This window comes from Paenibacillus glycinis (assembly GCF_009909185.1).
GTDB classification, from domain to species: domain Bacteria; phylum Bacillota; class Bacilli; order Paenibacillales; family Paenibacillaceae; genus Paenibacillus_Z; species Paenibacillus_Z glycinis.
The window spans coordinates 82,337-108,168 of record NZ_JAAAMV010000019.1 but is presented as its reverse complement, the minus strand read 5'-3'; the positions used below and the strand labels follow the sequence as shown (position 1 = coordinate 108,168).

At 58.8% G+C, this 25,832-nt stretch carries 25 protein-coding genes, 3 tRNA genes and 1 riboswitch; of the genes, 18 read left to right on the top strand and 10 right to left on the bottom strand.

Going from position 1 to position 25,832, the window contains the following annotated elements; all coding sequences use genetic code 11:
* The first annotated feature begins 1 nt into the window (after position 1).
* From GT019_RS20495 to pyrB, 5 genes are all read left to right on the top strand, one after another.
* A tRNA-Glu gene (locus GT019_RS20495) sits at positions 2-76 on the top strand.
* Between the two features lie 13 nt (positions 77-89).
* A tRNA-Lys gene (locus GT019_RS20490) sits at positions 90-162 on the top strand.
* Between the two features lie 37 nt (positions 163-199).
* Positions 200-284, top strand: a tRNA-Leu gene (locus tag GT019_RS20485).
* Positions 285-452: 168 nt separating this feature from the next.
* Positions 453-1,808 (top strand): TrkH family potassium uptake protein, encoded by a 1,356-nt coding sequence (locus GT019_RS20480; protein ID WP_161745053.1) that lies wholly within the window; start codon positions 453-455, stop codon positions 1,806-1,808.
* Between the two features lie 56 nt (positions 1,809-1,864).
* Positions 1,865-2,821 (top strand): aspartate carbamoyltransferase, encoded by a 957-nt coding sequence (gene pyrB, locus GT019_RS20475; RefSeq protein ID WP_235948776.1) that lies wholly within the window; start codon positions 1,865-1,867, stop codon positions 2,819-2,821.
* A gap of 244 nt (positions 2,822-3,065) precedes the next feature.
* Here pyrB and map read toward each other — a convergent pair whose 3' ends face one another.
* Together map and GT019_RS20465 are read right to left on the bottom strand one after the other, a co-directional pair.
* Positions 3,066-3,812, bottom strand: coding sequence for a type I methionyl aminopeptidase (gene map, locus GT019_RS20470; RefSeq protein ID WP_161745052.1), 747 nt, complete (start codon positions 3,810-3,812; stop codon positions 3,066-3,068).
* A gap of 253 nt (positions 3,813-4,065) precedes the next feature.
* Entirely contained in the window at positions 4,066-4,866 is an 801-nt protein-coding gene (locus GT019_RS20465) for a helix-turn-helix domain-containing protein (RefSeq protein WP_161745051.1), read from the bottom strand.
* 162 nt (positions 4,867-5,028) lie between these two features.
* Here GT019_RS20465 and GT019_RS20460 point away from each other — a divergent pair, with 162 nt between their 5' ends.
* The gene (locus tag GT019_RS20460; RefSeq protein ID WP_235948774.1) at positions 5,029-5,796 is read left to right on the top strand and encodes a sugar phosphate isomerase/epimerase family protein; all 768 of its coding nucleotides are present in this window, start codon (positions 5,029-5,031) and stop codon (positions 5,794-5,796) included.
* 33 nt (positions 5,797-5,829) lie between these two features.
* Positions 5,830-6,849, top strand: a complete 1,020-nt coding sequence (locus GT019_RS20455) for a Gfo/Idh/MocA family protein (RefSeq protein ID WP_161745049.1) — start codon at positions 5,830-5,832, stop codon at positions 6,847-6,849.
* 110 nt (positions 6,850-6,959) lie between these two features.
* On the opposite strand, the gene GT019_RS20450 is transcribed toward GT019_RS20455, so the two are convergent.
* The gene (locus tag GT019_RS20450; RefSeq protein ID WP_161745048.1) at positions 6,960-7,793 is read right to left on the bottom strand and encodes a phytanoyl-CoA dioxygenase family protein; all 834 of its coding nucleotides are present in this window, start codon (positions 7,791-7,793) and stop codon (positions 6,960-6,962) included.
* A gap of 172 nt (positions 7,794-7,965) precedes the next feature.
* On the opposite strand from GT019_RS20450, the gene GT019_RS20445 reads away from it, so the two are divergent.
* Positions 7,966-8,874 carry an AraC family transcriptional regulator gene (locus GT019_RS20445; protein WP_235948771.1) on the top strand — a complete coding sequence of 303 codons (909 nt, stop codon included), beginning with the start codon at positions 7,966-7,968 and terminating at the stop codon, positions 8,872-8,874.
* Between the two features lie 60 nt (positions 8,875-8,934).
* Positions 8,935-9,954, top strand: a complete 1,020-nt coding sequence (locus GT019_RS20440) for an oxidoreductase (protein ID WP_235948768.1) — start codon at positions 8,935-8,937, stop codon at positions 9,952-9,954.
* Between the two features lie 179 nt (positions 9,955-10,133).
* Here GT019_RS20440 and GT019_RS20435 read toward each other — a convergent pair whose 3' ends face one another.
* A complete protein-coding gene (locus tag GT019_RS20435; protein ID WP_235948765.1) occupies positions 10,134-10,976 on the bottom strand; it encodes a CAP domain-containing protein in 843 nt (280 codons plus the stop codon).
* 76 nt (positions 10,977-11,052) lie between these two features.
* On the bottom strand, positions 11,053-13,083 hold the full coding sequence (locus tag GT019_RS20430; RefSeq protein ID WP_161745047.1) for a beta-galactosidase: 2,031 nt from the start codon (positions 13,081-13,083) through the stop codon (positions 11,053-11,055).
* Positions 13,084-13,183: 100 nt separating this feature from the next.
* Here GT019_RS20430 and GT019_RS20425 point away from each other — a divergent pair, with 100 nt between their 5' ends.
* The 6 genes from GT019_RS20425 (at position 13,184) to GT019_RS20400 (ending at position 19,156) form a co-directional block, all read left to right on the top strand.
* Positions 13,184-14,062, top strand: a complete 879-nt coding sequence (locus tag GT019_RS20425; protein ID WP_161745046.1) for a helix-turn-helix transcriptional regulator — start codon at positions 13,184-13,186, stop codon at positions 14,060-14,062.
* Positions 14,063-14,089: 27 nt separating this feature from the next.
* Positions 14,090-15,163 (top strand): HNH endonuclease, encoded by a 1,074-nt coding sequence (locus GT019_RS20420; RefSeq protein ID WP_161745045.1) that lies wholly within the window; start codon positions 14,090-14,092, stop codon positions 15,161-15,163.
* 96 nt (positions 15,164-15,259) lie between these two features.
* Positions 15,260-16,018 (top strand): CAP domain-containing protein, encoded by a 759-nt coding sequence (locus GT019_RS20415; RefSeq protein ID WP_161745044.1) that lies wholly within the window; start codon positions 15,260-15,262, stop codon positions 16,016-16,018.
* A 109-nt stretch (positions 16,019-16,127) separates the two neighbouring features.
* A complete protein-coding gene (locus GT019_RS20410; RefSeq protein WP_161745043.1) occupies positions 16,128-16,760 on the top strand; it encodes a TetR/AcrR family transcriptional regulator in 633 nt (210 codons plus the stop codon).
* A 72-nt stretch (positions 16,761-16,832) separates the two neighbouring features.
* Positions 16,833-17,966: an ATP-binding protein gene (locus tag GT019_RS20405; RefSeq protein WP_161745042.1), complete on the top strand. Its 1,134-nt coding sequence runs from the start codon at positions 16,833-16,835 to the stop codon at positions 17,964-17,966.
* Between the two features lie 66 nt (positions 17,967-18,032).
* Positions 18,033-18,232, top strand: a riboswitch (cyclic di-AMP (ydaO/yuaA leader).
* 105 nt (positions 18,233-18,337) lie between these two features.
* Positions 18,338-19,156 (top strand): 3D domain-containing protein, encoded by an 819-nt coding sequence (locus GT019_RS20400; RefSeq protein WP_161745041.1) that lies wholly within the window; start codon positions 18,338-18,340, stop codon positions 19,154-19,156.
* Between the two features lie 50 nt (positions 19,157-19,206).
* Here the strand turns inward: GT019_RS20400 and GT019_RS20395 are convergent, their stop codons facing one another.
* Entirely contained in the window at positions 19,207-20,085 is an 879-nt protein-coding gene (locus GT019_RS20395; protein ID WP_161745040.1) for a polysaccharide deacetylase family protein, read from the bottom strand.
* 139 nt (positions 20,086-20,224) lie between these two features.
* On the opposite strand from GT019_RS20395, the gene GT019_RS20390 reads away from it, so the two are divergent.
* Positions 20,225-21,187, top strand: coding sequence for an acetylxylan esterase (locus tag GT019_RS20390; RefSeq protein ID WP_161745039.1), 963 nt, complete (start codon positions 20,225-20,227; stop codon positions 21,185-21,187).
* 17 nt (positions 21,188-21,204) lie between these two features.
* A complete protein-coding gene (locus GT019_RS20385; protein ID WP_161745038.1) occupies positions 21,205-21,864 on the top strand; it encodes an SGNH/GDSL hydrolase family protein in 660 nt (219 codons plus the stop codon).
* A gap of 156 nt (positions 21,865-22,020) precedes the next feature.
* Here GT019_RS20385 and GT019_RS20380 read toward each other — a convergent pair whose 3' ends face one another.
* Complete coding sequence (locus GT019_RS20380; protein ID WP_161745063.1) at positions 22,021-23,280, bottom strand: methyl-accepting chemotaxis protein; 1,260 nt, start codon at positions 23,278-23,280, stop codon at positions 22,021-22,023.
* A 249-nt stretch (positions 23,281-23,529) separates the two neighbouring features.
* Here GT019_RS20380 and GT019_RS20375 point away from each other — a divergent pair, with 249 nt between their 5' ends.
* Positions 23,530-23,928, top strand: coding sequence for an O-methyltransferase (locus GT019_RS20375; protein WP_161745037.1), 399 nt, complete (start codon positions 23,530-23,532; stop codon positions 23,926-23,928).
* A 103-nt stretch (positions 23,929-24,031) separates the two neighbouring features.
* On the opposite strand, the gene GT019_RS20370 is transcribed toward GT019_RS20375, so the two are convergent.
* From GT019_RS20370 to GT019_RS20360, 3 genes are all read right to left on the bottom strand, one after another.
* Positions 24,032-24,253: an alpha/beta-type small acid-soluble spore protein gene (locus GT019_RS20370; protein WP_161745036.1), complete on the bottom strand. Its 222-nt coding sequence runs from the start codon at positions 24,251-24,253 to the stop codon at positions 24,032-24,034.
* 93 nt (positions 24,254-24,346) lie between these two features.
* The gene (locus GT019_RS20365; protein ID WP_161745035.1) at positions 24,347-24,670 is read right to left on the bottom strand and encodes a DUF1980 domain-containing protein; all 324 of its coding nucleotides are present in this window, start codon (positions 24,668-24,670) and stop codon (positions 24,347-24,349) included.
* A 14-nt stretch (positions 24,671-24,684) separates the two neighbouring features.
* Positions 24,685-25,608: a permease gene (locus tag GT019_RS20360; protein ID WP_161745034.1), complete on the bottom strand. Its 924-nt coding sequence runs from the start codon at positions 25,606-25,608 to the stop codon at positions 24,685-24,687.
* Between the last annotated feature and the right edge of the window lie 224 nt (positions 25,609-25,832).

Here is a 25,832-nt window from a genome sequence, read left to right as displayed (position 1 = left end):
TGGCCCGTTGGTCAAGTGGTTAAGACACCTCCCTTTCACGGAGGTAACAGGGGTTCGAGTCCCCTACGGGTCACCAAATTCCCATATTTGAGTCATTAGCTCAGTTGGTAGAGCACCTGACTTTTAATCAGGGTGTCGTAGGTTCGAATCCTACATGACTCACTTTACCTCATCGATATGGACAATTTCATATCACTTCGCGGTCGTGGTGGAACGGCAGACACACCATCTTGAGGGGGTGGCGCTCACAAGGCGTGAGGGTTCAAATCCCTCCGACCGCACCAACCTTACAACGAACAAGTCCCTGATTATTCAGGGGCTTTTTTTTTCGCCTGGAAACGACCGCGATCGACGGTAGTCGAAGTTTTTTGCATTCGGGGCTGTATGCGGCCCCATGACTTCGATTACAATTGTAAGATGCAGGAAGTACAAGCAGGAAGGAATCCGTCATCATGCTCAAAAAATTATTAACCGTGCTCTCGCCGGCTCAGCTCGTCTCGGCTGCTTATCTCCTGGTCGTCATGATCACCGGCGCGCTCCTCATGCTGCCCGTCAGTTGGAAGCCGGGCGTCTCGATATCGCCGCTGGACGCGCTGTTTACGTCGGTCAGCGCGATCAGCGTGACCGGGCTTACGACGGTCAGCACCGTGGACACGTTCAGCGGCTTCGGCGTGGCCGTACTGCTCGTCGCCTTTCAATTCGGCGCGATCGGCATCATGACGCTCGGCAGCTTCTATTGGATGCTCATGGGCCAGCATATCGGCCTGCTTCAGCGCAAGCTGATCATGATCGACCAGAACCGGAACAATCTGGCGGGACTTGTCGATCTGATGCGGCTCGTGCTCATCTTGACGCTGGCGATCGAGCTGATCGGCACGTTGCTGTTCGCCGGCTATTTCTATTTGTCCGGATTCACGGCTTCGATCGGCCGCGCGTTTTATTACGGCCTGTTTCATTCGGTTTCCGCGTTTACGAACGCGGGCTTCGATCTGTTCGGCGATTCGTTCGTCCGGTACTCCCGCAGTTACTACATTCAAGCGTTATCGATGCTGCTCATCGTCTCGGGCGCGGTCGGGTTCCCCGTGCTCGCGGAGCTTTGGCGTTTCGTTCGCAGCGGGAAAGGGAAGCGGTTCCGCTTCTCCTTGTTCACGAAGCTGACGCTCGTGACGCATGCCGTGCTGCTCTTCGGCGGGGCGGCCTGCATCTGGCTGACGGAGGCGGGGCATTCCTTCGGCGCGATGTCCGCCGGCAGGCAAATCATGAATTCGCTGTTTCTCTCGGTCACGTCGCGCAGCGCCGGGCTGACGACGATCGACGTCTCGACGCTGCATCAGGCGACGCTGCTGCTGGTTTCCGTGCTCATGTTCGTCGGGGCCAGCCCATCCAGCGTGGGGGGCGGCGTACGAACGACGACGGTCGCGGTTATTTTCATCACCATCATCATGTTCTTCAAGGGCGAGCATGCGCCGAGAGCGTTCGGACGTTCGTTCAACCGCGAGGACGTGACGAAGAGCTTCGTCTTCTTCCTGTTGTCGCTGCTGCTGGTCCTTGCGGGCGTCTTCGCGCTGTTGATGTCGGAGAAGCATAAATACGACCTGGCGGCGGTGCTGTTCGAGGTGACTTCGGCCTTCGGGACATGCGGGATGTCCACGGGCATAACGGGCTCGCTTCAACCGACGGGCAAGATCACGCTCATGCTGTTGATGTTTTTCGGCCGCATCGGCATGTTCCTGTTCATCTCGCTGTTCCAGGCGCGCAAGAAGCAGCCGGCCGTCAAATATCCGGAGGAGAAGCTCATCATCGGGTAAGAGGGGGTTTGTCTCCGCACGGACGTCTCCCTTATAATCAGATGGAGGCAATCGACTTGAGACTGGAAGGGAATGAACGGGCAATGAGCATGCTGTATCATGTGCTTGGCGCAAAGCAGTTCGACAGGGAGCAGCTGGAGCAGCTGTTCGGATCGGCGAAGGAAATGGAGCAGGTGGCCGTGCACGGAGGCGTCCAGCGCTACCCGAACAAAATCATGAGCACGCTGTTCTTCGAAGCGAGCACGCGGACGCGCTTTTCCTTCGAATCGGCGATGCATCGGCTGGGCGGAAGAGTCATCGGCACGGAGAACGCGAGCCAGTTCTCGTCGACGATCAAGGGCGAGACGCTCGAGGATACGATCCGGATTATTGCCGGCTACAGCGATCTGATCGTCATGCGGCATACGGAGATCGGAGCGGCGAAGCGGGCGGCCGCGGTATCGGGCGTACCGGTCATCAACGCGGGCGACGGTTCGGGCGAGCATCCGACCCAAGCGCTGCTGGATTTGTACACGATCCAGAAGGAATTCGGCGGCATCGACGGCCTGCATATCGCGATGATCGGGGATTTGACCTACGGGCGTACGGTTCATTCGCTCAGCTATCTGCTGGCCAACTACCGCGACGTGCGCATTTCGTTCGTGTCGCCGGATAACGTGCGTATCCCGTCGTACGTGAAGCAGTATTTGGACGAGAAAGGCGCGGCATACGAGGAATCGGCCGATTTGGGAAGCCTGGCGGGGACGGCGGACGTCTTCTACCAAACGCGCATCCAGAAGGAGCGTTTTCCGTCGCTCGAGGAATACGGCAAGGCGGAAGGGAAGTACATCATCGACCGCAAGCTGACGGACACGATGAAGCGCAACGCGCTGATCCTGCATCCGCTTCCGCGCGCCGGCGAAATTCACCCGGAGGTGGACGACGACCCTCGGGCAGCGTACTTCAGGCAAGCGCAGAACGGCTTGTACATTCGGATGGCCTTGATCGAGAAATGTTTCGAGGTTGCGCAATAGGAGCCTGCGGGGGGATAGCCATACTGAGCATCCGTATGTATGCGCGCTTGGCATAACCATAAGCCGTGCTTCATGCCTCCGCCAGTCCGTGTTAATAAAGGAAAAGGCCTTGTCGCAGCTGCTGCGACAAGGCCTTTCTCATGGATGAGGACGAGCCTCGCAACTTTCAGGATGATTGTCATTCCTAACGGAGCTCGCATCATGCGATGAACAACCGCGGCGGGTTGCGTTACCGTCTGCATGCTTACTGCTTCGTCAGAATAATGGGGCCGTCATCCGTAATCGCGATGGTATGCTCGTACTGGGCGGAGAGTCCGCCGTCGATCGTGCGCGCGGTCCAGCCGTCGCTGTCGATCTTGCTCTGCCAGGCGCCCGTGTTCAGCATCGGCTCGATCGTCATGACCATGCCGGCCTTCAGGCGAATGCCCCGGCCAGGAGGTCCGTAATGCGGCACCTGCGGCTCTTCGTGCATGTCTTGGCCGATGCCGTGGCCGATGAAATCGCGGACGACGGAGAAACCGTTCTCCTCGGCGTATGTCTGGATCGCATTGGACACGTCGCCCATGCGGTTGCCGACGACGGCCTGCTCGATGCCTTTGTACATCGAAGCCTCGGTGACCGCGAGCAGCTTCGCCGCCTGCTCGGAGACATTGCCGACCGGATACGACCAGGCGGAATCCGCCAGCCAGCCGTTCAAGTTGACGACCATGTCGATCGTGACGATATCGCCGTCCTTCAAGGGCGCGGACGACGGAAACCCGTGGCAGATGACGTCGTTGACGGACGCGCAGGTCGCGAACGCATAGCCTTTATAGCCCTTCTGCTCCGGCGTGGCGCCATGCTGCTTCAGGAATTTCTCGACGAATTGGTCGATCTCGTGCGTCGTGACGCCCGGCTTGACCATCGTTCTGATTTCGCGGTGGCAGGCGGCCAAAATTTCGCCCGCTATGCGCATGTGCTCGATTTCGTCTTTTGTTTTTAGAATGATCATGCTTCCTACACCTCTTTAATCGCTAATTATAGAGAAAAATACGATCCAGGTAAAGAAACGAGCCGTTTGCGGGCGCTTTTTGCGGGACTCCATCGATTGAGGCGCGAGGGGAGTTATATCCCGTTTTTGTGATGAATATGTCGCGGGGTGGGATAGCATGGGTAGGCGGCCGATGGCAACGTTGGCGGCATTGATCTGCGAGCGCTCCGGCGCCGGTCCGGCAGCGCGGCTTCCCGGCGGAAGCCTTACCGCTTTATTGTACCCGGTACGCCGCGGGCGACACGCCGTATTTCTGCCGGAACACGCGGTAGAAGTAAGAATAACTGCCGAAGCCGCAGGTTTCGGCGACCTGGTCGAGCGTCATGCTGCTGTACTTGATCCGTTCGATCGCCATGGATAATCGGACGTTTTGGGTATACTGTATGATGGTCAAGCCATAGCATTCCTTGAACAGGTGAACGGTGCGCGACACGCTGAGGCCGACGTGCGCGGCGACGTCCGCGACCGTGAACGAAAGCGCGGCTTGCTCGTCGATGAAGTTTTTCATGCGGGTCGCGATGAACGATTTGCCCTGCAGCACGGACTGCGTGTCGGCGGCGCGGTCGAGGCCGAGGCACAGCGCGCGCAGCAGATAGTCGGCGAGCTCGGGGTCCTCCGCCTCAAATCGGCGTTTCTCCAGTATGAGCGCCTGCCAGATCGACAACCACCGCTCGTCCGGGACAACCTTGACTTTGCGCCTGCGCTCCTTGCGGCCCCACCATTCATCCAGCCATTCTCCCCGGCAGATGACGAAATAGTCGCCGCTCGAGATGCCGGCGCCGTCCGGGGACGGGTCCTCCTGTTGCGAGGTCGACACGACGAGATTGTAGGAGTCGCCGGGCTTGAACATCAACAGGTCGCCGGCTTCGATGCGCTGCATGCGGCCGTCGACGAGCGCCTCGCACGTGCCTTCGGTCTGCAGGCGGAAAAGGTAGGCGCGCAAGCCTTCGGGATTGGTCATCTGGAAGGGCTGCGAATGATAGGAATAGCCGCAACTCATGATATCGGCAAACACGGGCATGAACCTCACTTTGCAGCAATATTGTACATGTCACTGTTATATAATACATCCTGCTAACGCTCGATATCCACTATAATGGGTGTCAGATCGGTAAACTAACTTCGGCGAGATTGGCGCTTCCTGCCCCGGTCCGCGGATCGAAAGGACGAACAGATGATGAAAATCGGATTGCAAATGTATACGCTTCGCGACGAAACCGCAAAAGATATGAGAGGCACGCTCCGCAAGGTAGCGGCCATGGGATACGAGGGCGTCGAATTCGCCGGCTACGGCGACGTGCCGGCCGAAGAAATGCGCGACCTGCTGAAGGAATTGAACCTGGAGGCGTTCGGCAGCCACGTCGGCCTCGCCAACCTCGAAAACAAGCTGGAAGAGGAAATCGCCTACCTGAAAACGATCGGCGCGACGTATGTCGTCTGCCCGTGGATTCCGCCGGACAAAGTTTCCGAGGGCGAATCGTTCTGGCGCGCGCTGATCGACCAATTCAACGGCCTCGGCGAGCGTTTGAAGCAGGAAGGCTTGCAATTCGCTTACCATAACCACGACTTCGAATTCGCGCTCAAAATCGACGGAGAATTCGTATTCGACGCGATGTACACCAAAGTGCCGGCCGATCTGCTGAAAGTCGAGATGGATATCGGCTGGGTGCAGTACTCCAACCAGGATCCGCTCGCGTATATCGCGAAATACGCGGGTCGTCTGCCGCTGCTTCATCTGAAGGACTTCCGCAAAGGCGAAGCCGGCGCGCAAATCGATACGGTCGAGCTCGGCCGCGGTGATCTGGCCCTGAACGACATTATCGCGGCCGCGGGCAAAGCGAACGTCGAATGGATCGTCGTCGAGCAGGATACTTGCGCGAACCCGCCGCTGGAATCGGTTCAAACGAGCATGGACTGGCTGAAAACGAACGGCCACAAAGCCTAATTCATTCATCAACGAGAAGGAGCCATCATACACATGACAACCGTACGTGTAGCCGTCGTCGGCTGCGGCGCGATCGCGCTGCGCCGGCACATCCCGGAATACGCCGCGAACCCGAACGTGACGCTCGTGGCATTCGTCGACCCCGTACTCGAGCGCGCGAACAAGTTCGCCGATGAATTCGGCGCCAAGGCGTTCGCCTCTTACGAAGAAATGCTGCAGGAAATCAAGCCGGACGCGGTCAGCGTCTGCACGCCGAACTATCTGCATGCTCCGGTCGCGATCGCGGCCGCGAATGCGGGCGCGCACGTGCTCGTCGAGAAGCCGATGGCGTCCACGGACGAAGAAGCGGCGGCGATGATCGAGGCGGCGAGCAAGAACGGCGTTTATCTGATGGTCGGCCATAATCAGCGTCTGATGCCTCCGCACGTGAAGGCGAAGGCAATCCTGGACTCCGGCATCCTCGGCCGCGTGCTGACGTTCCGCACGTCGTTCGGCCACCCCGGCCCCGAAGGCTGGAGCGTGGACGGCAAAGGCAGTTGGTTCTTCCGCAAGCCGGAAGCGATCATGGGCGCGATGGGCGATCTCGGCGTGCATAAGTCCGACCTGATCCGCTACCTGCTGGACGACGAAGTGGCTCAAGTCACGGGCTTCATCGGCACGCTGGACAAGAAGGACACGGACATCGACGACAATGCGGCCGTCCTGCTGCGAATGAAGAGCGGCGCGATCGGCACGCTCGTCGCCAGCTGGACGTATTACAAGGGCGAAGACAACAGCACCGTGCTCTGGTGCGAGAACGGCGTCATGAAAATCGGCACCGATCCCAAGGATCAGATCATCGTCGAGCTGCGCAACGGCTCGGTCGAGAAATACAACGTCGGCGCGATCAGCACCAACGACAAGCAGGAAACGAGCGGCGTCGTCGACGCATTCGTCGAAAGCCTCGTAACGAATACGCCGCCGAGCATTTCCGGCGAAGAAGGACGCAAATCGCTTGCCGTCATTCTGGCGGCATTCGAATCGCAAGCAACGGGCAAAGTCATCAGCCTGTAGTGTGCGAGAGCGGCATTAGAGCCGCGCCACGTCCATGATGCAAACGCAAAGCCCGGTTTCGAATGTCATATTCGAAACCGGGCTTTGTCGTTGTTCGGTTCAGCTTGAGATCAGTCCTTATATACGAGCGGATTGAGCGCGGATGCGGCCACGTCGCCCGGAGCGAGCCCCGGGAACCAGCCCTTCATGTCGTTTTCCCGCGCTTTGCTGTCCGGCTCGATGATGCGCACGCCGTCGGCGATGTAAATGATCGTCATGACCTCCCGCATCGTATCGGTCGGGTTGCCCGGCGCGGAATGAAGCGTCCAGCCCGCATGGAACGTCGCGTCCCCGGCCGCCATGGCGCCGTAGTTCGTCTTCGGCAGCTGCTTGCCCTCGATGAACGAGCCGAGCGTCTTATGGGACTCGTCGGAGATCGCTTGGCGGCTCATGTAGCCGAGCGTTTGCGAGCCGTCGACGAACGTCATCGATCCGACTTCCTCGGAGACGGGGACGAGCGGCATCCAGAGCGTGACCGTATTCGGCGTATCGAGCGGCCAGTAGACCTGATCCTGATGCCACGGCGTATGCCCGCCGCCCGGCTCCTTGAACAAGGCTTGGTCGTGGTAGATGCGGACGCCTTGCACGCCCATGAGCTCCGCGGCGATCTTGGCGAAGCGCCGCGCCATCACGAACCGCTTCGCGCCTTCGTTCATCTGCCACAGATTGCCGATCTGAATGAACGCTCTGCCGTAGGTGTCCCGCTCCGCTACGGGCTTCGTGTTGTAATCATGCTCGCGGACGACGCCCGCGATAATCGGCTCGTAGGCTTGAATCTCGTCCCGCGTCGCGACTTGCTTCAGCAGGATATGCCCGTTGCGCCGATAAGCGGCAACTTGGTCTGCCGAAAGGGAATAATCGGTGTGCAGCGAAGGAAGCTGCGCGTAATCCGCTGTCGTTGCCATCGTCGTTCAATGTCTCCTTTATGTCATCCGGACGGATGCGTGGTTAATGCCTTAATTATAGTGCGGGCCGAGGCGGGAATCTTTGTAACAAATGGCTGACTTTTTGTCAAAAACGACTGATTGCTTTTATAATGAGACCTATCATGCATCGTATGTCCCGAGGGGGAGTCTCATGTATCTGTCCGAAATGCTGGCCCGGCAGCCGATCGTCCCGTATATCCGCGAAGGCGACTACGCGGTACGTGCGCCATGGAGCGTGGCCGCCCGGCGGCTGCTCGATTATTTGCTGGTCTATATCCAGGAAGGGGAATGCTTGTTTCAGGTGGACGGCGTGCCGTATGAATTCCGCGGCGGCGAGTTTTGTCTGATTCAACCGGGGAGCCTGACGGTTCTGGAAGGGAGAACGAACTCGATCACGCCGTTCGTCCATCTGGATTGGTTCTACGACGAATATCGCGAAGAGCGCTTCCCGACGCGGCCGGGCCAGATCGATCTTGCGCCGTACGAGCATTTGCTGCAGCCGCGGTTGAACGATTTGCAGGGCATCGAGATCCCGGTCCGGTTGAAGCCGAAGCAGCCGGTCTTGCTGCGCGACCGTTTCTTGGAAATGGTCGAGAATTGGCAGCGCCGCGACCCGCTCCTGCAGCTGCGCGTGCAGACGCTCGCTTCCGAAGTGCTGCTCGCGATCCTGGAGGATCACACGGCCGATCTGAAGCAGGCGGAGCGATCCGCGCCCCAGCCGATGAATTGGATCACGTCGTTCATGTCTTTTCGCTTGTCGGAGCCGCTCGCCGTGCATGAAATGGCGGCAAGGGCGAATTTGTCTCCGTCCCGGTTCAGCGCCAAATTCAAGGCGCAATTCGGCATCGCCCCGCATCGGTACCTGCTCCGGCTGCGGATCAAGCATGCGCGCGAGCTGCTCGCGGGCTCGGAGCATTCCATCGAAGAAATCGCCGTCTACTGCGGATTTGCCGACGTGCATCATTTTGCCAAAACGTTCAAGAAGGAGACGGGCGTTACCCCGGGGGCATTCCGCAAAGCCGGCAAAGAAAGGCAGCAAGCCCAGGAGGAAAAAGCTTGACCTGGAGCGCGCTCCATCGATTACGATGCCATCTGTACGACAGAAGGAGGAGAATGAACGATGCAAAAGCACATGAACGAACAATATCGGGCGACGCCGCAAATGCCGCTCCCATCGGGCTTCGGGCCGCAAACGACGGCGAAGGAAGCGCTTGGCGGACGCGACTTGAGCGGCAAGACGGCCATCGTGACCGGAGGATACTCCGGCATCGGCCTGGAGACGACCCGCGTTCTCGCGGAAGCGGGCGCAACGGTGATCGTACCGGCGCGCACGCCGGAGAAAGCACGGGCTTCGGTCGCCGACATCCCGCGCGTGGAGCTGGAGGAACTGGATCTGATGGAGCCGGCGTCGATCGACGCGTTCGCGCAGCGGTTTCTGGCTTCCGGACGGCCGCTCGACATCTTGGTCAATAACGCCGGCATCATGGCGGCGCCGCTCGTACGCGATGAGCGCGGTTACGAATCGCAGTTCGCGACCAATCACTTGGGCCATTTCCAGTTGACGGCCCGGCTCTGGCCGGCATTGAAACAATCGGGCGACGCGCGCGTCGTGTCGGTCTCGTCCGCAGGCATCCGGTTCGGGGGCGTAGACTTCGACGATCCGAGCTTTGAGCGTCAGGAATACGAGAAGTACCGGGCCTACGGCCAATCCAAAACCGCCAACGCGCTGTTCGCCGTTGCGCTTGACAAGCGCGGACAGGAACACGGCGTTCGCGCCTTCTCCGTCCATCCCGGCAGGATCATGACGGACTTGGCGCGTTTTATGTCGGATGACGAATTGCGTGCCATGGGCATGCTTGACGAGCAAGGACGACGCGTCGCAACGACGCCGGCCGGCTACAAGACAATCGAGCAGGGCGCGGCCACGAGCGTATGGTGCGCGGCAAATGCGCAGCTCGACGGCAAAGGCGGCGTATACTGCCTCGATGCCGATATCGCGGAGCTTATGCCGGAGTTTGATTTGCAGGGCGTGGCCCAAGTGTTGACGGGCGTTCTTCCTCACGCGATCGATCCCGGCCTGGCCGAGCGGCTGTGGCAGCTTAGCGAGGATATGACCGGCGTGACGTTTCGGACATCATAACGAAGACGTGGCGATGTGCGTTGAAACCTCGCTGTCCTTCCCTTAATTGCAATACGCGCAGCCATGAATCGATGCGGGCGAAGCCGATGAACGTGCTGCGCGGCATCGGACCGAATTGAAATAGGCGGTGCGGGAGAAATCTCCCGCACCGCCTATTTCTTCGTGCTCCTCCGTTCCGGTTAAGGACGGATAAATTCCTGCGTCCAGTAAGGACTCATGTTGCCGCCTTTGGCATAGCCCACGCCAAGCTGGGTGTAGTTGGGGCTCAGGATGTTCTGACGGTGGCCGGGGCTGTTCATCCATGCGGTCATGACGGATTGGACGTCCTGCTGGCCGGCGGCGATGTTCTCGCCGGCGTACGAGTAGTTTACGCCGAACTGTTTCATCATGTCGAACGGGCTGCCGTACGTCGGCGATTGATGGTCGAAGTAGTTCTTGTCGCGCATGTCGGCGGATTTGGCCTGCGCGATCTTGTTCAGGCTGGCGCTGAGCGTCAGCGGCTGAACGCCGGCTTTGGAACGCTCCGCGTTAACCTTCTGCAGGATTTGGTTCGCGATGCTTTGGTCGACGGTTCCGGCGTTGCCGCCCGTATTACCGGTGCCGCCCGTATTGCCGGTCCCAGTACCGGTTCCCGTGCCGTTACCGGTTCCCCCGTTCCCCGCCGTATTGCCCGGGTATCCGGTATTGCCGTTGTAATACCCGCCATTGCCTGCATTTCCGGTGCTGCCATTGGCGCCGTTGTAGTAATTGCCCGTGCCCGGGTACATTTGGCGCAGCCAATCGTTGAGCGGATTCAGGTCGATGTTTTGTTGCTTGGCGCGAAGCGTGCCGTCGCCCAATCGGGTGTCGGTTCGCGTCGTCATCGGCAGACGGTCTACCGTGTTCGTTTTGATGCGGTGAGCTTCCTTGCTCGCTGAATGATACGTGCCGTTCGGCGTCGTGTCCCTGACGGAGTTATAAATAATTGCCCCTACGCCGAATGCCAGAACCAATCCGAGCAGCGTTCCGAAAAATCGTTTCATCTGAGTATCAAGCTCCTTTCTAACCACTAATATGTTCAGCGGCAAAAGGAGCTATGCGACTCGGAGGCTAGGAATATCAAGCAAATTGCTCCACGATCAGTACGTCGCGGCCGGCAAGCTCCACCGTTCCGGAAACCGCCGCGCCGGTGATCAGATCGGTGCCGGCTGCTTCCCCGAGCCGAATAACCGCTTCCTGATCGTTATGATTCAGCACGAACAAGAACGATTTGCCGTCCAGCTCCCGCCGGGTAACTTCGACGCCCGGCGCTTTGCCCGGCAGCGGCGCGATGCCTTCTCCGCGGCACAGCTCGTTCAGGAAGCCCTCCAGGAAAGCCGGTTCCGGGCAGGAAGCGATATACCAGGCTTCGCCTCGTCCGAACCGGTTGCGGGTCACCGCCGGCATCCCGCGATAGAAATCGTCGCCGTACTCCGCGATGACATCCGCCGTCTCCGCGTGAACAAGATCGCAAAGCAGCGAACAGCCGTAGCTGCCCTGCAGCTCCCCGTAGGCGTCCTTCATCACGATGGCATTGGTACGTCCCGGGAGCAGCGCGTCGATCTCTTCCGCCCAGATCCCAAGCAGTTGGCGCAGTTCGCCCGGATAGCCGCCTAGCGTGACGATGTCGTTCTCGTTCACGATGCCGCTGAAGAACGTCGTGACGAATTTGCCGCCATTCGCGACGAATCGTTCGATGCGATCAGCCATGCCCGGTTTTACCATGTACATCACGGGAGCCAGCACGATGCCGTACGGGGACAGGTCATCCTCGAAGGAGACGATGTCGACCTGATAGCCATGCTCGTACAGCGCGCCGTAATAGCGCTGGATCTCGTCGACATACCGCAGATCGACGGACGGTCCGCTCGAGAACTCGATGGCCCAGCGGTTTTCCCAGTCGTACATAATCGCGATTCGGCTCGGCAGCCGGGAGCCGAGCAGCTTCGCGCCGAACCGGCCGAGCTCTTCGCCGAGCTGCGCGCACTCGCGGAAAACGCGCGTATGCTCATGGCCGGCATGCTCGATCAGGGCGCCGTGGTATTTCTCGCAGGCGCCGACGGAACGGCGAAGCTGGAAGAACATGACGCTGTCCGAGCCGTGCGCGATCGCTTGATAGCTCCACAGTCGCATGACGCCGGGGCGCTTCAAAGTGTTGTAGGGCTGCCAGTTCTGCTGGCTCGGGGTCTGCTCCATCAACAGGAAAGGCTTGCCGCCCTTCAGGCCGCGCATGAGGTCATGCGTCATGGCCGTGAAGCTGACCGGCGTATCCATGCCGGGGTAATTGTCCCAAGAGACGATATCCATTTCTTTGGCCCATTTGAAGTAATCGAGCGGCTTGTACGTGCCCATGAGGTTGGTCGTGATCGGAACTTCGGGCGTGTGCCGCCGGATCGCGTCGCGCTCGAGTTTGTAGCAATCGAGCATGCCGTCCGAATTGAAACGGGCATAGTCGAGCGAGATGCCCTGGAAGTTGGTTCTCGTATCGGTCCACTGCTCCGACAGGGCGTTCGGCGGCACGATCTCCTCCCAGTCGTAAAAGGTATGGCCCCAAAAGCCGGTGTTCCACTGTTCGTTCAGTTTGTCCAGCGTGCCGTATTTCTCCCGGAGCCAGACGCGGAATGCCGCCGCGCAGTTGTCGCAGAAGCATTGGTCGCCGTATTCGTTGGACACGTGCCAGAGCAGCAGCGCTTGATGATCCCGGTAGCGCTCCGCGAGCTTGTCCGCGAGGCGTTCCGCGTATTTGCGATAGGTCGGGCTGTTGGGACAGGAATTATGGCGTCCGCCGAATTTTCGGGCCCGGCCTTGAAAATCCGTCCGGAGAACATCGGGGTATCTGCGGGCCATCCACGCCGGATGCGCGCCGGTGCCCGTCGCGAGGCAGGCATGAATGCCGTTGCCCGCAAGCATATCCATGATGCGGTCGAGCGTGCCGAAATCATAGCTGTCCTCGGTCGGCTGCAGCATTGCCCAGGAGAAGACGTTGACCGTCGCGATATTCATGCCGGCCAGCTCGAGCAGGCGCATATCCTCCGGCCAAACGGACGCCTCCCACTGCTCCGGGTTGTAGTCTCCGCCATATAACATTTTGGGCAGCTTCTTCGTGTCCATGTTTCAACGTCCCCTTTGGAGTGAATAGTGATAATAAGTCCATTCTATGGTAAGCTTGTACATAAGGATATATAAAATACGATTGGCAGGATATGATAATATGGAACAGCTGGATGGCCATCAGATTCTGTGGGCCAACGCGCATCGGAACCGCTACATGTTTACCCTCGGCGAATTTGATTTGCCGCTCTATATGGACAGCGTGGGTTACAATCCGTATCAGGAACCCGTCGACCGTTCCAAAGGCTACCCGAATTTCCATTGGCTGCAGACGCTCGAAGGCGAAGGCGAGTTTCTGCTCGGGGGACGCCGTTACACGCTCCCGCCGGGCAATGGATCGCTGCTCTTTCCGGGCGTGCCCCATTCCTACGCGGCCAAAGGCGGGAAGAAATGGTCCACGCTGTACGTCACGTTCGGCGGCGCGCTGGCGGGCTCGATGCTGGCGTCGCTGGGCATTCGCCATACGGAATGGCTCCATTGGAACGACGACGCCCCGATCACGTCGCAGCTCGTGCGGATGATCGAGCAGGTACAGAAGGACGAGGACCGGACGGGCTTGAACGCCTCGGCCGCGCTGTACCGCTTTCTGACGATGGTCAAAATTTACGGGCAGAAGGGCGGACGCTCGTCCGTCTACCAGCATCTGGAGAAGCTGGATCCGCTGCTGCATTGGCTCGACGATCATTACGGCGACCCGGAGATCGGATTGCCCGACATGGCGGAACAGCTGGACATCAGCCCGCGCTACCTGAACTCGCTGTTCAGGCAGGCGTTCGGCATCACGGCCTATGCTTATCTGATTCGGCTTCGCATCATGAAGTCTAAAGAAATGATGAGCTTCGGCGACAACAAACAATCCATCAAGGAAATCGCCCAGCTGTCGGGATACCGGGATTCGAGCCATTTCATCGCGGCATTCGGCAAAGCGGAAGGCATGACGCCGGAGCAGTTTCGCAAGCTGCACGGGCTTATGATATGAACGAGAGACGAACGGAGCGAAAGCAATATGACGGAATTTAAATCATGCGCGGCCTGCGGCACGGAGAAGCCGCTGTCCGCCTTTACGAAGCGGTCCGGAAGCGCGGGAAGGCGCGGGACCTGCCGGTCGTGCCTGCGAAAGCGCAAGCAGCGCGCGGATGAAAAGGCAATCCCCGCGGCGGGCCAATATTCCTCGATACAAGAGGCGCCGGCAAGGGCCGGAGCGGTCGTAGCGTCGACGGAAGCTGCGGCGGGAGCATCCGCCGAGGCATCGGCCGGAGCTTCGGTAGGCGCAGCGATAATAGCAACCCTGAAGGCAGACGGAACTCCGTCCGCCGCCGCGTCGAGCGCGCCGCCGCGCCCGAAGCGCAAGCGCCGCCGCAGAAAAGGAAAGTCGGCCGAGCAGCGCCGGCAGGAAGCGCTTCAGGCGGAGCAAGGCGACGGGGCCGGTTCCGGCGCCGACGCGCCGGATTCGGAAGAGTCGGCCGATCCGGCGGCGGATTCGGCGATCGTCGTGCTTGAAGCAAACGCCGAACGAACGGAAACCGAGGCGAACGGCGAACAAGCGCCGCCGCGCAAACGGAAACGCAAACGCCGCCGCGGACGCGGCAAGTCGTCGAAGCGGCAGGCGGATCTCGAAGAAGTCGCGGAATCGACGGGCATTCGCCCGCCGGACCGCAAAATTTTGCCGGTCAAAGGCAATTTCTCGTACAAAACGTCGCTCTTGAACGACCGCGGGCGAGGGATGATCCGGCTGCGGGGCCGCCGCGAGACCGGCAAGCGCTGGTCGACGGAAATCCCGACGGAAATGGCCGTCCGCATGGTGGAGGAAGGCGCGGCGGGCATCATCCATCCCGGCTTGATTCACAAGCTGTACACGAAGTCGGATTTCCGTCTTCTGGTGCTGCAGCGGGATGATTACGTGTGCAAGTATTGCGGAAATTTCGGCGACACGATCGACCATGTCATGCCGAAATCCAAGGGCGGGTTATCGACGCCGGCCAACTGCGTATGCGCTTGCGCGGATTGCAATCTCAAGAAGGCGGACAGCCTGGATTACGTCGACGACGAGGTGCTGCAGCACTTCCATTTCCAGACGTAGTGGAAGATTTTATGGGGTGAAATGAAAAAACTCCCGTGTTAGCATATAGGGCGTCGGAAGACCGGCAGCACTTTTAACTCACGAGGAGGATTTTTCATGAAGATGCAACCATTTCGAACAGGTGTCGTAAGCGTACTCGCAGCAGGTTTGATCGCGCTCGGCGGAGGAGCCACACTGCAGAAGGCAGAAGCAGCCTCCGTGAAACCCGCTTCCGTGACGTATAAAGTAACCAACAGCGATACGTTGTACCAGATCGCGAAGAAATACGGAATCGACCTGAACGCCTTGATCAAAGCGAACCCTAACCTGGCAAACCCGAACTTCATCTGGGGCGGGCTGATCGTGAATCTTCCCGTGCATGGCGGTACGGGCAGCGGAACCCCGAACGGCGGAACGCCGAACGCAGGGTCGGGCACGAACGGCGGAACGCCGAATACGGGCTCGGGCTCGAATGGCGGAACGAACGGCGGGACGAGCACGCCGGATAAAAGCGCCTTCGCCTCGCAAGTCGTGACGCTTGTCAACAAGGAACGCGCGAACGCGGGCTTGCCGGCGCTCAAATCCGACTCCCTGCTGACGAAAGTCGCCATGGACAAAGCCAAAGACATGTATGCCAACAACTATTTCGATCATAACTCGCCGACCTACGGCTCGCCATTCGATATGATGCGTGCCTACGGCGTAGCTTATTCCTATGCGGGCGAGAATATCGCCAAAGGACAGCGCACGCCGCAAGAAGTCATGACCGCCTGGATGAACAGCGCGGGACATAAAGCGAATATCCTGAACACGCACTACGGCAAAATCGGCGTCGCGTACTACAACGGCGAGTGGGTACAGGAATTTACGAATTAATCGGCGTTACGACGCGGAAAGCGGCTCCCTGGAGCCGCTTTCTTTACATTTGGGCGGTCCCCGTTTAATATATAACCAATGGTTATCAAAAATAAAAGGGGTCCAAACGATGACGACGACGACAAGAAGAAAACAAATGACCGAGGACATGAAAGCGGCGATCCGGCAGTCCGCGGCCGAATTGTTCGCCGAGAAGGGCTACCCGCACGTGACGATGCGCGAAATCGCCAAACGGGCCGGCTGCTCGCATACGGCGATTTATTTGTACTTCAAGAACAAGGAAGAGCTGTTGCAGCATATCGCCATTCCGTCGTTATTGGAACTGGAGAGCGAGTTTCACGCGGAAATGGCCAACACGGATCGCGCGCCGCTCGAACGGCTCAAGAGCGTCTGCCGCCGTTACGTCGTCTTCAGCTTGAGCAGCGGCAGCTTACATACGGTCTTGTTCATGTCCGGCTCCGTAAGGGTCGACGATCCCGCTCCGGCGCTGGAGATCAACGTGATCCGCAACCGCCTGTTCGCGCATATGCGGGATTCTCTGCGCTTGACCCTTCCTCCCGATCCGACCGACGACGGAGAGAAGCTGATGAACCGCGCGCGGGTGCTGTTTTATTACTTGGAAGGCTTCGTCAGCACGTACGGCGGGCATGCGGGGCCGATCGAAGAGCTGCTCGCGCGCATTCTTCCGATTTTCGGCGAAGGCATCGAGATCCTGATCGCTGGCATGCAGGCCCAAGATTAATTGTTTCTAATGCCGAAGGGATTGGCCTAACGGAAGCGAATTCGTTAGGATAATCGTTGCGGAGGTCGGGATATGAGGCGCAAAGCCGTTTATTGCAATCGCGTGCTTGCTTCGGAACTGAAACGAAAGCTGGCGCTGAAGCCGGGGGGGAACGCGGATCGCGGGCTTCATCCGGATGCCACGAGCTATCAGCGGCTGATCAAATATTTGCCCGAACCCATCTTCGTCCATGACGGCGAAACGGTTATTTTTTCGAATCAGGCTGGCTTGCGCATCCTCGGCTTGACGGAAGCGGAGCTGCTTTCGAAGCCTTTCCTGCACTACCTCCATCCCGACGTAAGAGAAACCGCGAAGGAACGGCTTATGCAAGTCTTCGAGACGGACGAGCCCAACGATTTTGCCGAATCGAAGCTCGTCGGCGCCTCGGGCGAAGTGATCGACGTCGAGGTTTCGAGCACCCGGATCCGCGATTATCCCGGCAAGGGCACGGTCGTGCAGAGCGTTTTTCGCGACATTCGCGATCGCAAGAAGGACGAGGAGGCGATGATTCAGTCGGAGAAGCTATCGGTCGTGGGGCAGATGGCCGCGGGCATCGCGCACGAAATCCGCAATCCGCTGACCTCGCTCATCGGGTTTTCCAAGTTTCTCAAGACGAGGATCGACAGCTACCACGATTATTTCGACATCATGCTCGTGGAGCTGGACCGGATCAATTCGATCGTGCAGGAGTTCATGGCGCTCGCGAAGCCGCAGGCGAATCAATTCCGCAAGCATGATCTGATCAAGACGATCCAGAGCGTGCTGACGCTGCTCGAGACGCAGGCGATCATGAACAACGTGCAGCTGACCGCGTATTACGACGCCGATTCCGCGTCGCTGCTTTGCGAAGAGAACCAGCTCAAGCAGGTGTTCGTCAACGTGATCAAAAACGCCATCGAAGCGATGCCGCAAGGCGGGATGGTGGTCGTGGATTTGAAGTCCTCCGGCAGCGGGATCGCCGTCTCGATCGCCGATCAAGGGGTCGGCATTCCCGAAGAGCAGCTGCCGCTGCTCGGAGACCCGTTCTTCACGACCAAGGACAGCGGAACCGGGCTCGGGCTCATGGTGTGCTACCGTATCATCGAAGGTCATGGCGGCAAAATCGACATATCCAGCCGACCCGGCATCGGAACGACGGTGACGGTGCATTTGCCCAAATTCGATTGAAACGATGCCGTAATTCGCCCGTTGGGCGGATTTACCGGTAGGATTGTCCGTTCGAATTATGGTATTCTATTACGCGAGCCGAAACGTTACTCGTACGGGGGATCTTTTGGAGCAAGTCATATTGCTCCGTTCCCGTCATCTGATGGACATCACATGACGGGTTCACCGCGCCTTGGCGCTGGGGTGAATCGCGCGTTTACGCGCGTAGGGTCGAACTCCTCGACCCGAATCCGACAACTAACCTCGCAGGCCGCATGCGATGACGACATCATCGTTCCGCTTCCGTTTAAAGCGGATCTGTCGCTCTCGCGATGACGTCCTATGCCCGCATTTCAGGCATATGGCCGTAAACTAAGGAGGAAATCGACAACATGAATATCCACTGGAAGAAGGGCGTTGTAGCAGCAGCGCTCAGCCTTGTCATTCTCGCCCAAAGCGCGGCGGCCGCCCATGCGGAGGCCAAGTACAAAGCGAAGGACGACGACACGTTCTGGAAGATCTCGAGCCAATTCGGCGTCAGCGTCGATCTGCTGCAGCAGGCGAATCCTTTTGTCGACGCGGCGAATATTTACGAAGGCTTGATGCTGGTCATTCCGGCGACCGCAACGGCCAAATCGACGACGCCGGTGAAAGCGACGAAGCTCGCGGCCGATAAACAAGCCGTGAAGCCGGCAGCCAAAAAAACGGCGGAAGCACCGAAAGCGGCGGCGAAAAAGGTCGCGCCGGCCAAGAAAGCCGCGCCTGCGAAAAAAGTTGCCCCGGCGAAGAAAGCCGCTCCTAAGAAGGCGGCGACGACTTCCAAGGCAAGAAAAACGACGGCCCAAAAGCCGCAGGCTGACCGCGTTACCGTGAACGGCAAGTCGTACGTCTATACGGACGTCGTGCAGGCAAAAGCAAGCGCGTATACGGCTGCGGCCTCGGAGAACGGCTGGGGAGCGGTCGATTACTTCGGCAATCCGCTGAAGCTCGGCACGATCGCGGTCGATCCGGACGTCATTCCGATGGGAAGCAAATTGTACATTACCGGCTACGATCATAACGGTCTTCCGTCAGGAGGCATGATGGCGGTCGCGTCCGACCAAGGCAGTGCCATCAGCGGGAACCGAATCGATATTTTCGTTCCGCAATCGCAGCAGCAAGCAAGCAATTTCGGCTTTCAATCCGTCAAGGTCTTCGTTCTTGATAAATAAGCACGTCTTACGGCAAACGGCAGTCCCTCGGGACTGCCGTTTCGTTCGTTCTATTGCCCTTTGCGATTGGCCGGACGGCCGAGCAGCTCGGGCAGCGTGACGATCGTGTATCCTTTGCTTCGCAGCAGCTTGATAAGCCGGGGCAGCGCGGCGACGGTGCCGGACAGATCCTGGCCCGCGCCTCCGCCGGCATGCTGCAGGATGATGGAGCCAGGCTGAAGCGTTCGCTTGATGTTGATCAGGATGGCGTTGCTGTCCAGGCTTCGCCAATCCTCGGAATCGACGTCCCAATTGACGACCGTATAGCCTCCGCCCCGGAGCCATTCCACCTGCGCCGGCGTGATCTCCCCGTACGGCGGTCGGACGAACCTCGGGCTGTAGCCTGCCAGCGGCCTCAGAATCCAATCCGTGCGCAGGATTTGCTGCTGCATGGCATACAGCGAGATCCGGGAGAACACGGGATGATTGAGCGAATGATTGCCGATGATATGGCCTTCCCTGCTCATGCGCCGGACGAGAGCGGGATTGGCGGCCGCCCGTTGGCCGACGACGAAGAAGGTCGCCCTTACTTTATAGCGGGCCAGCGTATCCAGCACCTGGGGCGTATATCTGGGGTCCGGCACGTCGTCGAACGTAAGCGCTACTTTCCGGTACCGCCGCGAGCCCCAGACGACGAAGGCGCCGGGATAGCGCTTCTGCAGCGTTACCCAGGACATCGATTTCGCGCGGGCGCTCTGTTTTTTGGGCTTGACGCCGGAGAAGGCGTCCGTTTCTTCGGAGGGCCCTTGAAGCCGATGGGCGCCGCTTTCCGCCGCGGCCGCACGCGCCGCTGCGGCGCCGACCTCCCGTCCCTCGCCGGAGGAGGCGGCCAATAACGACCAAGCCGCCAGCAGCAACAGCGCTTTCCTCGCCCCGCTTAACATCCGCATGGCCTTCCCTCCTTAATGAAGTCATTTTGCCCGCTGTCCGCGCCGAGCATTCACCGAAAAATCGGAATCTACCCTTTACAGCGGTGCACCGAGCACGTAACATGAAAAAGAATCAACACGCGCGAAAAGGGGATTGAAGATGCCTAACATCGATATGCCGCTTCACCAATTGCAAACGTATTCAGGAATCAACCCGAAGCCTGCCGATTTCGATGCTTACTGGGAAAGGGCGCTGTCCGAGATGCGCGCGGTCGACCCGGCGATCGAGCTCGTGCCGAGTGAATTCCAGACGCCTGCTGCGGAATGTTTCGATTTGTATTTCACGGGGGTCAGAGGCGCGCGCATTCACGCGAAGTACGCGCGGCCGCGCCGCTCTGACGCGCCGCATCCCGCCGTCGTGCAATTCCACGGCTACAGCGGCAATGCGGGAGAGTGGGCGGACAAGCTCGGCATCGTCTCGCTCGGCTTCTCGATCTTCTCCCTGGACGTCCGGGGGCAAGGCGGATATTCCGAGGATACGGGCGGCGTCTCCGGGACCACGCTGAACGGCCATATCGTCCGCGGATTGGACGGCGATCCGGACGGGCTGCTGTTTCGGCATGTTTTCCTGGATTGCGCGCAGCTGGCAGGAATCGCGATCGACAGTCCGGAAGTGGACGGCGAGCGCGTCTACGCCATGGGCGGCTCGCAAGGAGGCGCGCTGACGATCGCCTGCGCCGCGTTGGAGCCGAGAATCAAGAAGCTTGCACCGGTATTCCCGTTCCTGAGCGACTACCGCCGGGTGTGGGAGATGGACCTGGCCAAGGATGCCTACGCCGAATTGCGCACGTTTTTTCGCCATTTCGATCCGCAGCATAAGCGCGAGGACGAGATCTTCACGAAGCTCGGGTACATCGACATTCAACATCTGGCGAACCGGATTCAAGGCGAGGTCATGATGGCCGTGGGATTGATGGATACGATCTGTCCGCCGTCCACGCAGTTCGCGGCGTACAACAAAATCGCCGCGCCGAAGCGGCTTGAAATCTATCCGGATTTCGGACATGAAGGGCTGCCGGGCTTTAATGACAAAACGATTCAATTTTTCCTGGGGTCCAATTAAAAGGGAGGCAAACGAAGATGCTCATCGGAAATCATGAAAGACTGGTCATGATCGGCGATTCCATCACGGATTGCAGCCGCGCGCGGCCCGTAGGCGAAGGATTGTTCGACGCGATCGGCAAAGGCTACGTCGGCGTCGTCGATGCGCTGCTGTCCTCGACGTATCCGGAGCGCGGCATCCGCGTCACGAATATGGGGACGAGCGGCAATACCGTCCGCGATCTGAAGAACCGCTGGCAGACCGACGTGCTGGATTTGAAGCCGGACTGGTTGTCCGTCATGATCGGCACGAACGACGTATGGCGTCAATTCGACTCGCCGACGATCAAGGAGTCGCATGTGTACTTGGACGAATACGAAGCCACGCTGGAGTCGCTCGTCGCGGCGACGCTGCCGCAGCTGAAGGGACTCGTCCTGATGACGCCCTTCTACATCGAGCCGAATGCGGACGACCTGATGCGGGCGCAGATGGACCGGTACGGCGCGGCGGTCAAGCGCGTCGCGGAGAAATTCGGCACGTTGTTCGTCGACACGCAGGCCGCGTTCGGACGCGTGCTGGAGCACTTGTATGCCGGGACGCTGGCCTGGGACCGGGTTCATCCGAATCAGATCGGCCACGCGGTGATCGCGCGCGCCTTCTTGAATGCGGTGGGCTACGAGTACGGCAAAGGAATGTAGGGAACTGCCGTAAGGCCGGGTTGCTCCTGAGTCAACGACTTGCGTCGCGATTGACGAGCAGCGGACGAAGCTTAATAGCAGGCCGGATAAAACGCACAAAAAGCCGCCACCGGGTAACCGGGGCGGCTTCTTCTTTAATATCGGGTATGAATTAGATCAGATCTTGAAGATCGACATCGTACGCTGCAGCTGCATGACGATCTGCTGCATCTGCTCCGTTTCGGAGACGACGGCTTGAACGGACCCGATCTGCTCGTTCATCGAGGCGGACACTTGCTCCGTGCCGGCCGCGGACTGCTGCGTGATCGCGGAGATGTTCTGGATGGCGCCGGAGATCTTGCGGGCGCTGTCCAGCATCGCATCGCTCTCGCTGGAGAACTGGGCGATTTGGGCGGTGATGAATTCGACGCTCGTGACGAGCTCCGTGAATACATGCTCGGAGTCGCGCAGCATCTGCATTTGCAGCTGGACGACTTCTTCGTTGACCTTGATGTTCTGGATCGCCTGCTGCACGCCGGCGTCGATGTCGCGCACGAGCGTGAATACCTCCTTCGTGGAGGACGTGGATTCCTCGGCAAGCTTGCGCACTTCTTGGGCAACGACCGCGAAGCCTCGGCCGTGCTCGCCCGCGCGGGCCGCCTCGATGGATGCGTTCAGCGACAGCAGGTTCGTCTGCTCCGCCAAATCCGAGATCGTTCGCGTGATGGAGGAGATGCCCTGCGCCTTCCGCGCGAGGTCTTCGATCGTTGCCGCGACCTTCGAGGTCGCCTCCACGTTGCGGTTCATGCCCAGCGACTGGCTGTCGACGGCTTGGCGGCCGCGGGCCACGAGGCTCAGCGTCTGCTCGGAGCGTTCGTTCATTTCTTGCGTGGAATGGGCGTAGGCGCTTACTTTCTCCTCGATCTCGCGGATCGAATCGGCCATGTCGCCGACATCCTCGGAGATCTCGTTGGCGCCCGTAGCCAGCTCGCCCGCGGAAGCGGCGACCTGCTCCATGACCCGTTTCAGCTCGACGTTCTTATCGAAGATGTTTCGGCTCGTATCGTTCACGACTCTGGAAATCGTCGAGGTTTCTTTTAAAATATCGCGCAGCTTGTCCACCATGCTGTTGAACGAGTGGCCGAGCTCGCCGAGCGACGCGGAAGAGGATACGTCGACCTTCTGCGTAAAGTCCCCTTTGGCGATGCCGAACGCGATCGAAGTCATGTCTTGGATGGATGATGTAAGCGCTGTCTCAATTACGCGCACGAGCGGGAAGGTAACGATTGCGGCGATCGCGATAATGCAAATTCCCAGCACGATGCTGCCGCCCGTCATAAGCAAACCAAGGATAAGCGCGACGGAGAAAATGGCGACGATGGCGTAGCAGCCCGTCAGCAGCTTATTGCGAATCGATAAAGCAGAGAACCATTGCATCATGCTTGCTCCCCCTAATTTTGGAATAATCCTATTATATCATTGCTCCGTTTTTTGTCTATATAAGTCCCATACGATCGGATCATGTCGAAAGGACTGTAAGGTTATGAATTTGGGTGTCGAAAGTACTAAAAATCTGTAAGATTTTTGTAAAAAAACTGTTGTAAGATCGAGAAGCCTGTCCTATAATAGGTCTATTGGATGAGATGGAAAATACATCTAAATCAGGGATTGCGGAGGCGTATACACATGGAGCAGGATGAAATGGCCTTAACTCGACAAGTTGATTACGTGTTCAAACAATTGGAAGAAGAGCTGCTGCATTCGCTGGCGGGGACCGTTATCATTCAAATACGGAACAACGTCGTCGGAAAATACGGCGTTCGCCACAATCCGATCGAAAGCAAGAACGGACGAATCGGCACTTCGGAGCAGGGAATGACGCGGGAGCAGGTGCAGGCTTTCCGCCACATGGCGGTCGATTCCATAAAGCTGAAGCGCAATTGGACGCACGGCGAGATTTTGTACGATTTCTCGGTCCGGTCCGGGGCCTGGTCGGCAAGCATTATGTTCGAATCCAATTACAATTTGGCGAATATGTTCCGGTACACGCCGAAATACGGTCAACAACTGCGCGACGCGCCTTGAATACATAATCTTGATTACATAATAAAGAAGCTGCCTCGGAACGCTGGGGCAGCTTTTTTCGTTCCTATTCGGCATATTGCCCCCGGAGGTCGTCGCTTAGCCGTTAACGGGAAGCTCTGCCTGCAAGTTGCATTTCCGCCATTTGCACGAGTTTGCGCGTAATGTTTCCGCCGATCGCGCCTGCGTCGCGGGTTGCCATATCGCCGTAATAGCCGTCTTGCGGAATGGAAACGCCGATTTCGCGCGCCACTTCGAATTTCATTTGGTCAAGCGCCGCCATGGCGTGGGGCACGAGCAGGGAATTGCTGCTGCGGTTGGAAGCCATCGTAATCACCTCCTTTGTGTACCCTTAGTATGGATACGCTGGAAGCAATTATGCGAAATAGTCTGTCAATTCAACATTGTAATTTTTTCCAATTTACATGGCGAAGCCTAGTACGATCGGAAGCGCGAAAAGGCCGTATATGATCAGGTTCGCGGCGAAGGACGGGGACGGTTCATGATTGCAATCGCATGCTTCGGGGGAGTAGCCCTGCCATTCCGATAAGGCGGCATGCAGCTGGTAGATCGCGGTCGCGAACAAGCCGATCGCGGACAGCTTGACCGCGGCGGCGAGATTCGGCTCGACATAGCCGGCGAGACTGCCCGTGCGGACAAGAAAGACGATGTAGAAGCCGAACGCGCCGAGGATGCAGCACCGGATCAAGTGGTGGACGATGGCTCTTCGCTGCCTGGTCGACATGACGGAAGACCTCCTTAGATTCCGAATACGAGCTTCTCCGCCAGCATGGAGCCGATCCACACCGCCGCGAACAGGAAGACGACGATGCCGACGACGATTTTGCTGCGGAAGGCGGCGAAGAGCAGCAGCAGGCTTTTGACGTCTACCATCGGTCCGAAGACGAGAAAGGCCAGCAGCGCGCCGGGGCCGAAGATGCCGTGAAACGACGATGCGACAAAGGCATCGGAGGTGGAGCACAGCGACAGCGCGAAGCCGGCCGCCATCATGAACAGGGAGGCGAGCGCCGGAGTTCCGCTGACCGTTTGCAGCAGCTCCGGGCTGACGGAGGATTGCACGAGCCCCGCGAGCAGCGCCCCGATGATCAAATATTTGCCGATGTCGAAAAATTCGTCGGAGGCATGCGTGAACGTCGCCTGAACCCGGTCCCGGATTCCGCCGCCCGAATGACCGTGATTGTATTGGTAATGATCGTCCGGCTGCCTGGAGCCTCCCGAAACGAAGGAATGGAGCCCCAGCTTCAGCGGGCTTCGCTTCATGAAGACGTAAAGCGCCAGGCCGAGCAGCAAACAAACGACCAATGCCAAGCCCATGCGGGCGTACGCGATGGAAGGCTCGGACCGGAACGCGTTGAAGGTAGAGGCGAACACGATGGGGTTGAGAATAGGCCCGGCGAAGATGAACACCATGCCGATATAAGGAGGCATGCCCTTGCGGATCAGCCTTCGCACGATGGGGATCATGCCGCATTCGCAGAGGGGTAGCAGCAGGCCGAGCAGGCTGCCGAAGAGCACGCCCGCCACCGGATTGCGCGGCGTCAGCTTCGCGACGAGCCGGTCCGACACGAATACCTGAAGCACGGCCGAGGCGAGGACGCCAAGCAGGATGAACGGAAAAGCTTCAATAATGATGCTGATGAATATATGCTGAAAATCATGCACGCTACCGCTGCCTCCTCTTCGGATCGCTTCGCCGGACGGCCCTTCGGCCTTCGCAACCTTCGTTAAGAATAGGGTATGCGGGCTTGTTCGCGCGCAGGACAAACTTCTCGGCAAAATCGGCAACCTTTCAAAAAACCGTTGCCAATCCCGAGCAAAAAGAGTAGAATTCGCTTGTGTGATAATGATTATCATTGTTAGTAAAATGCATCCATAATTTTTTATAG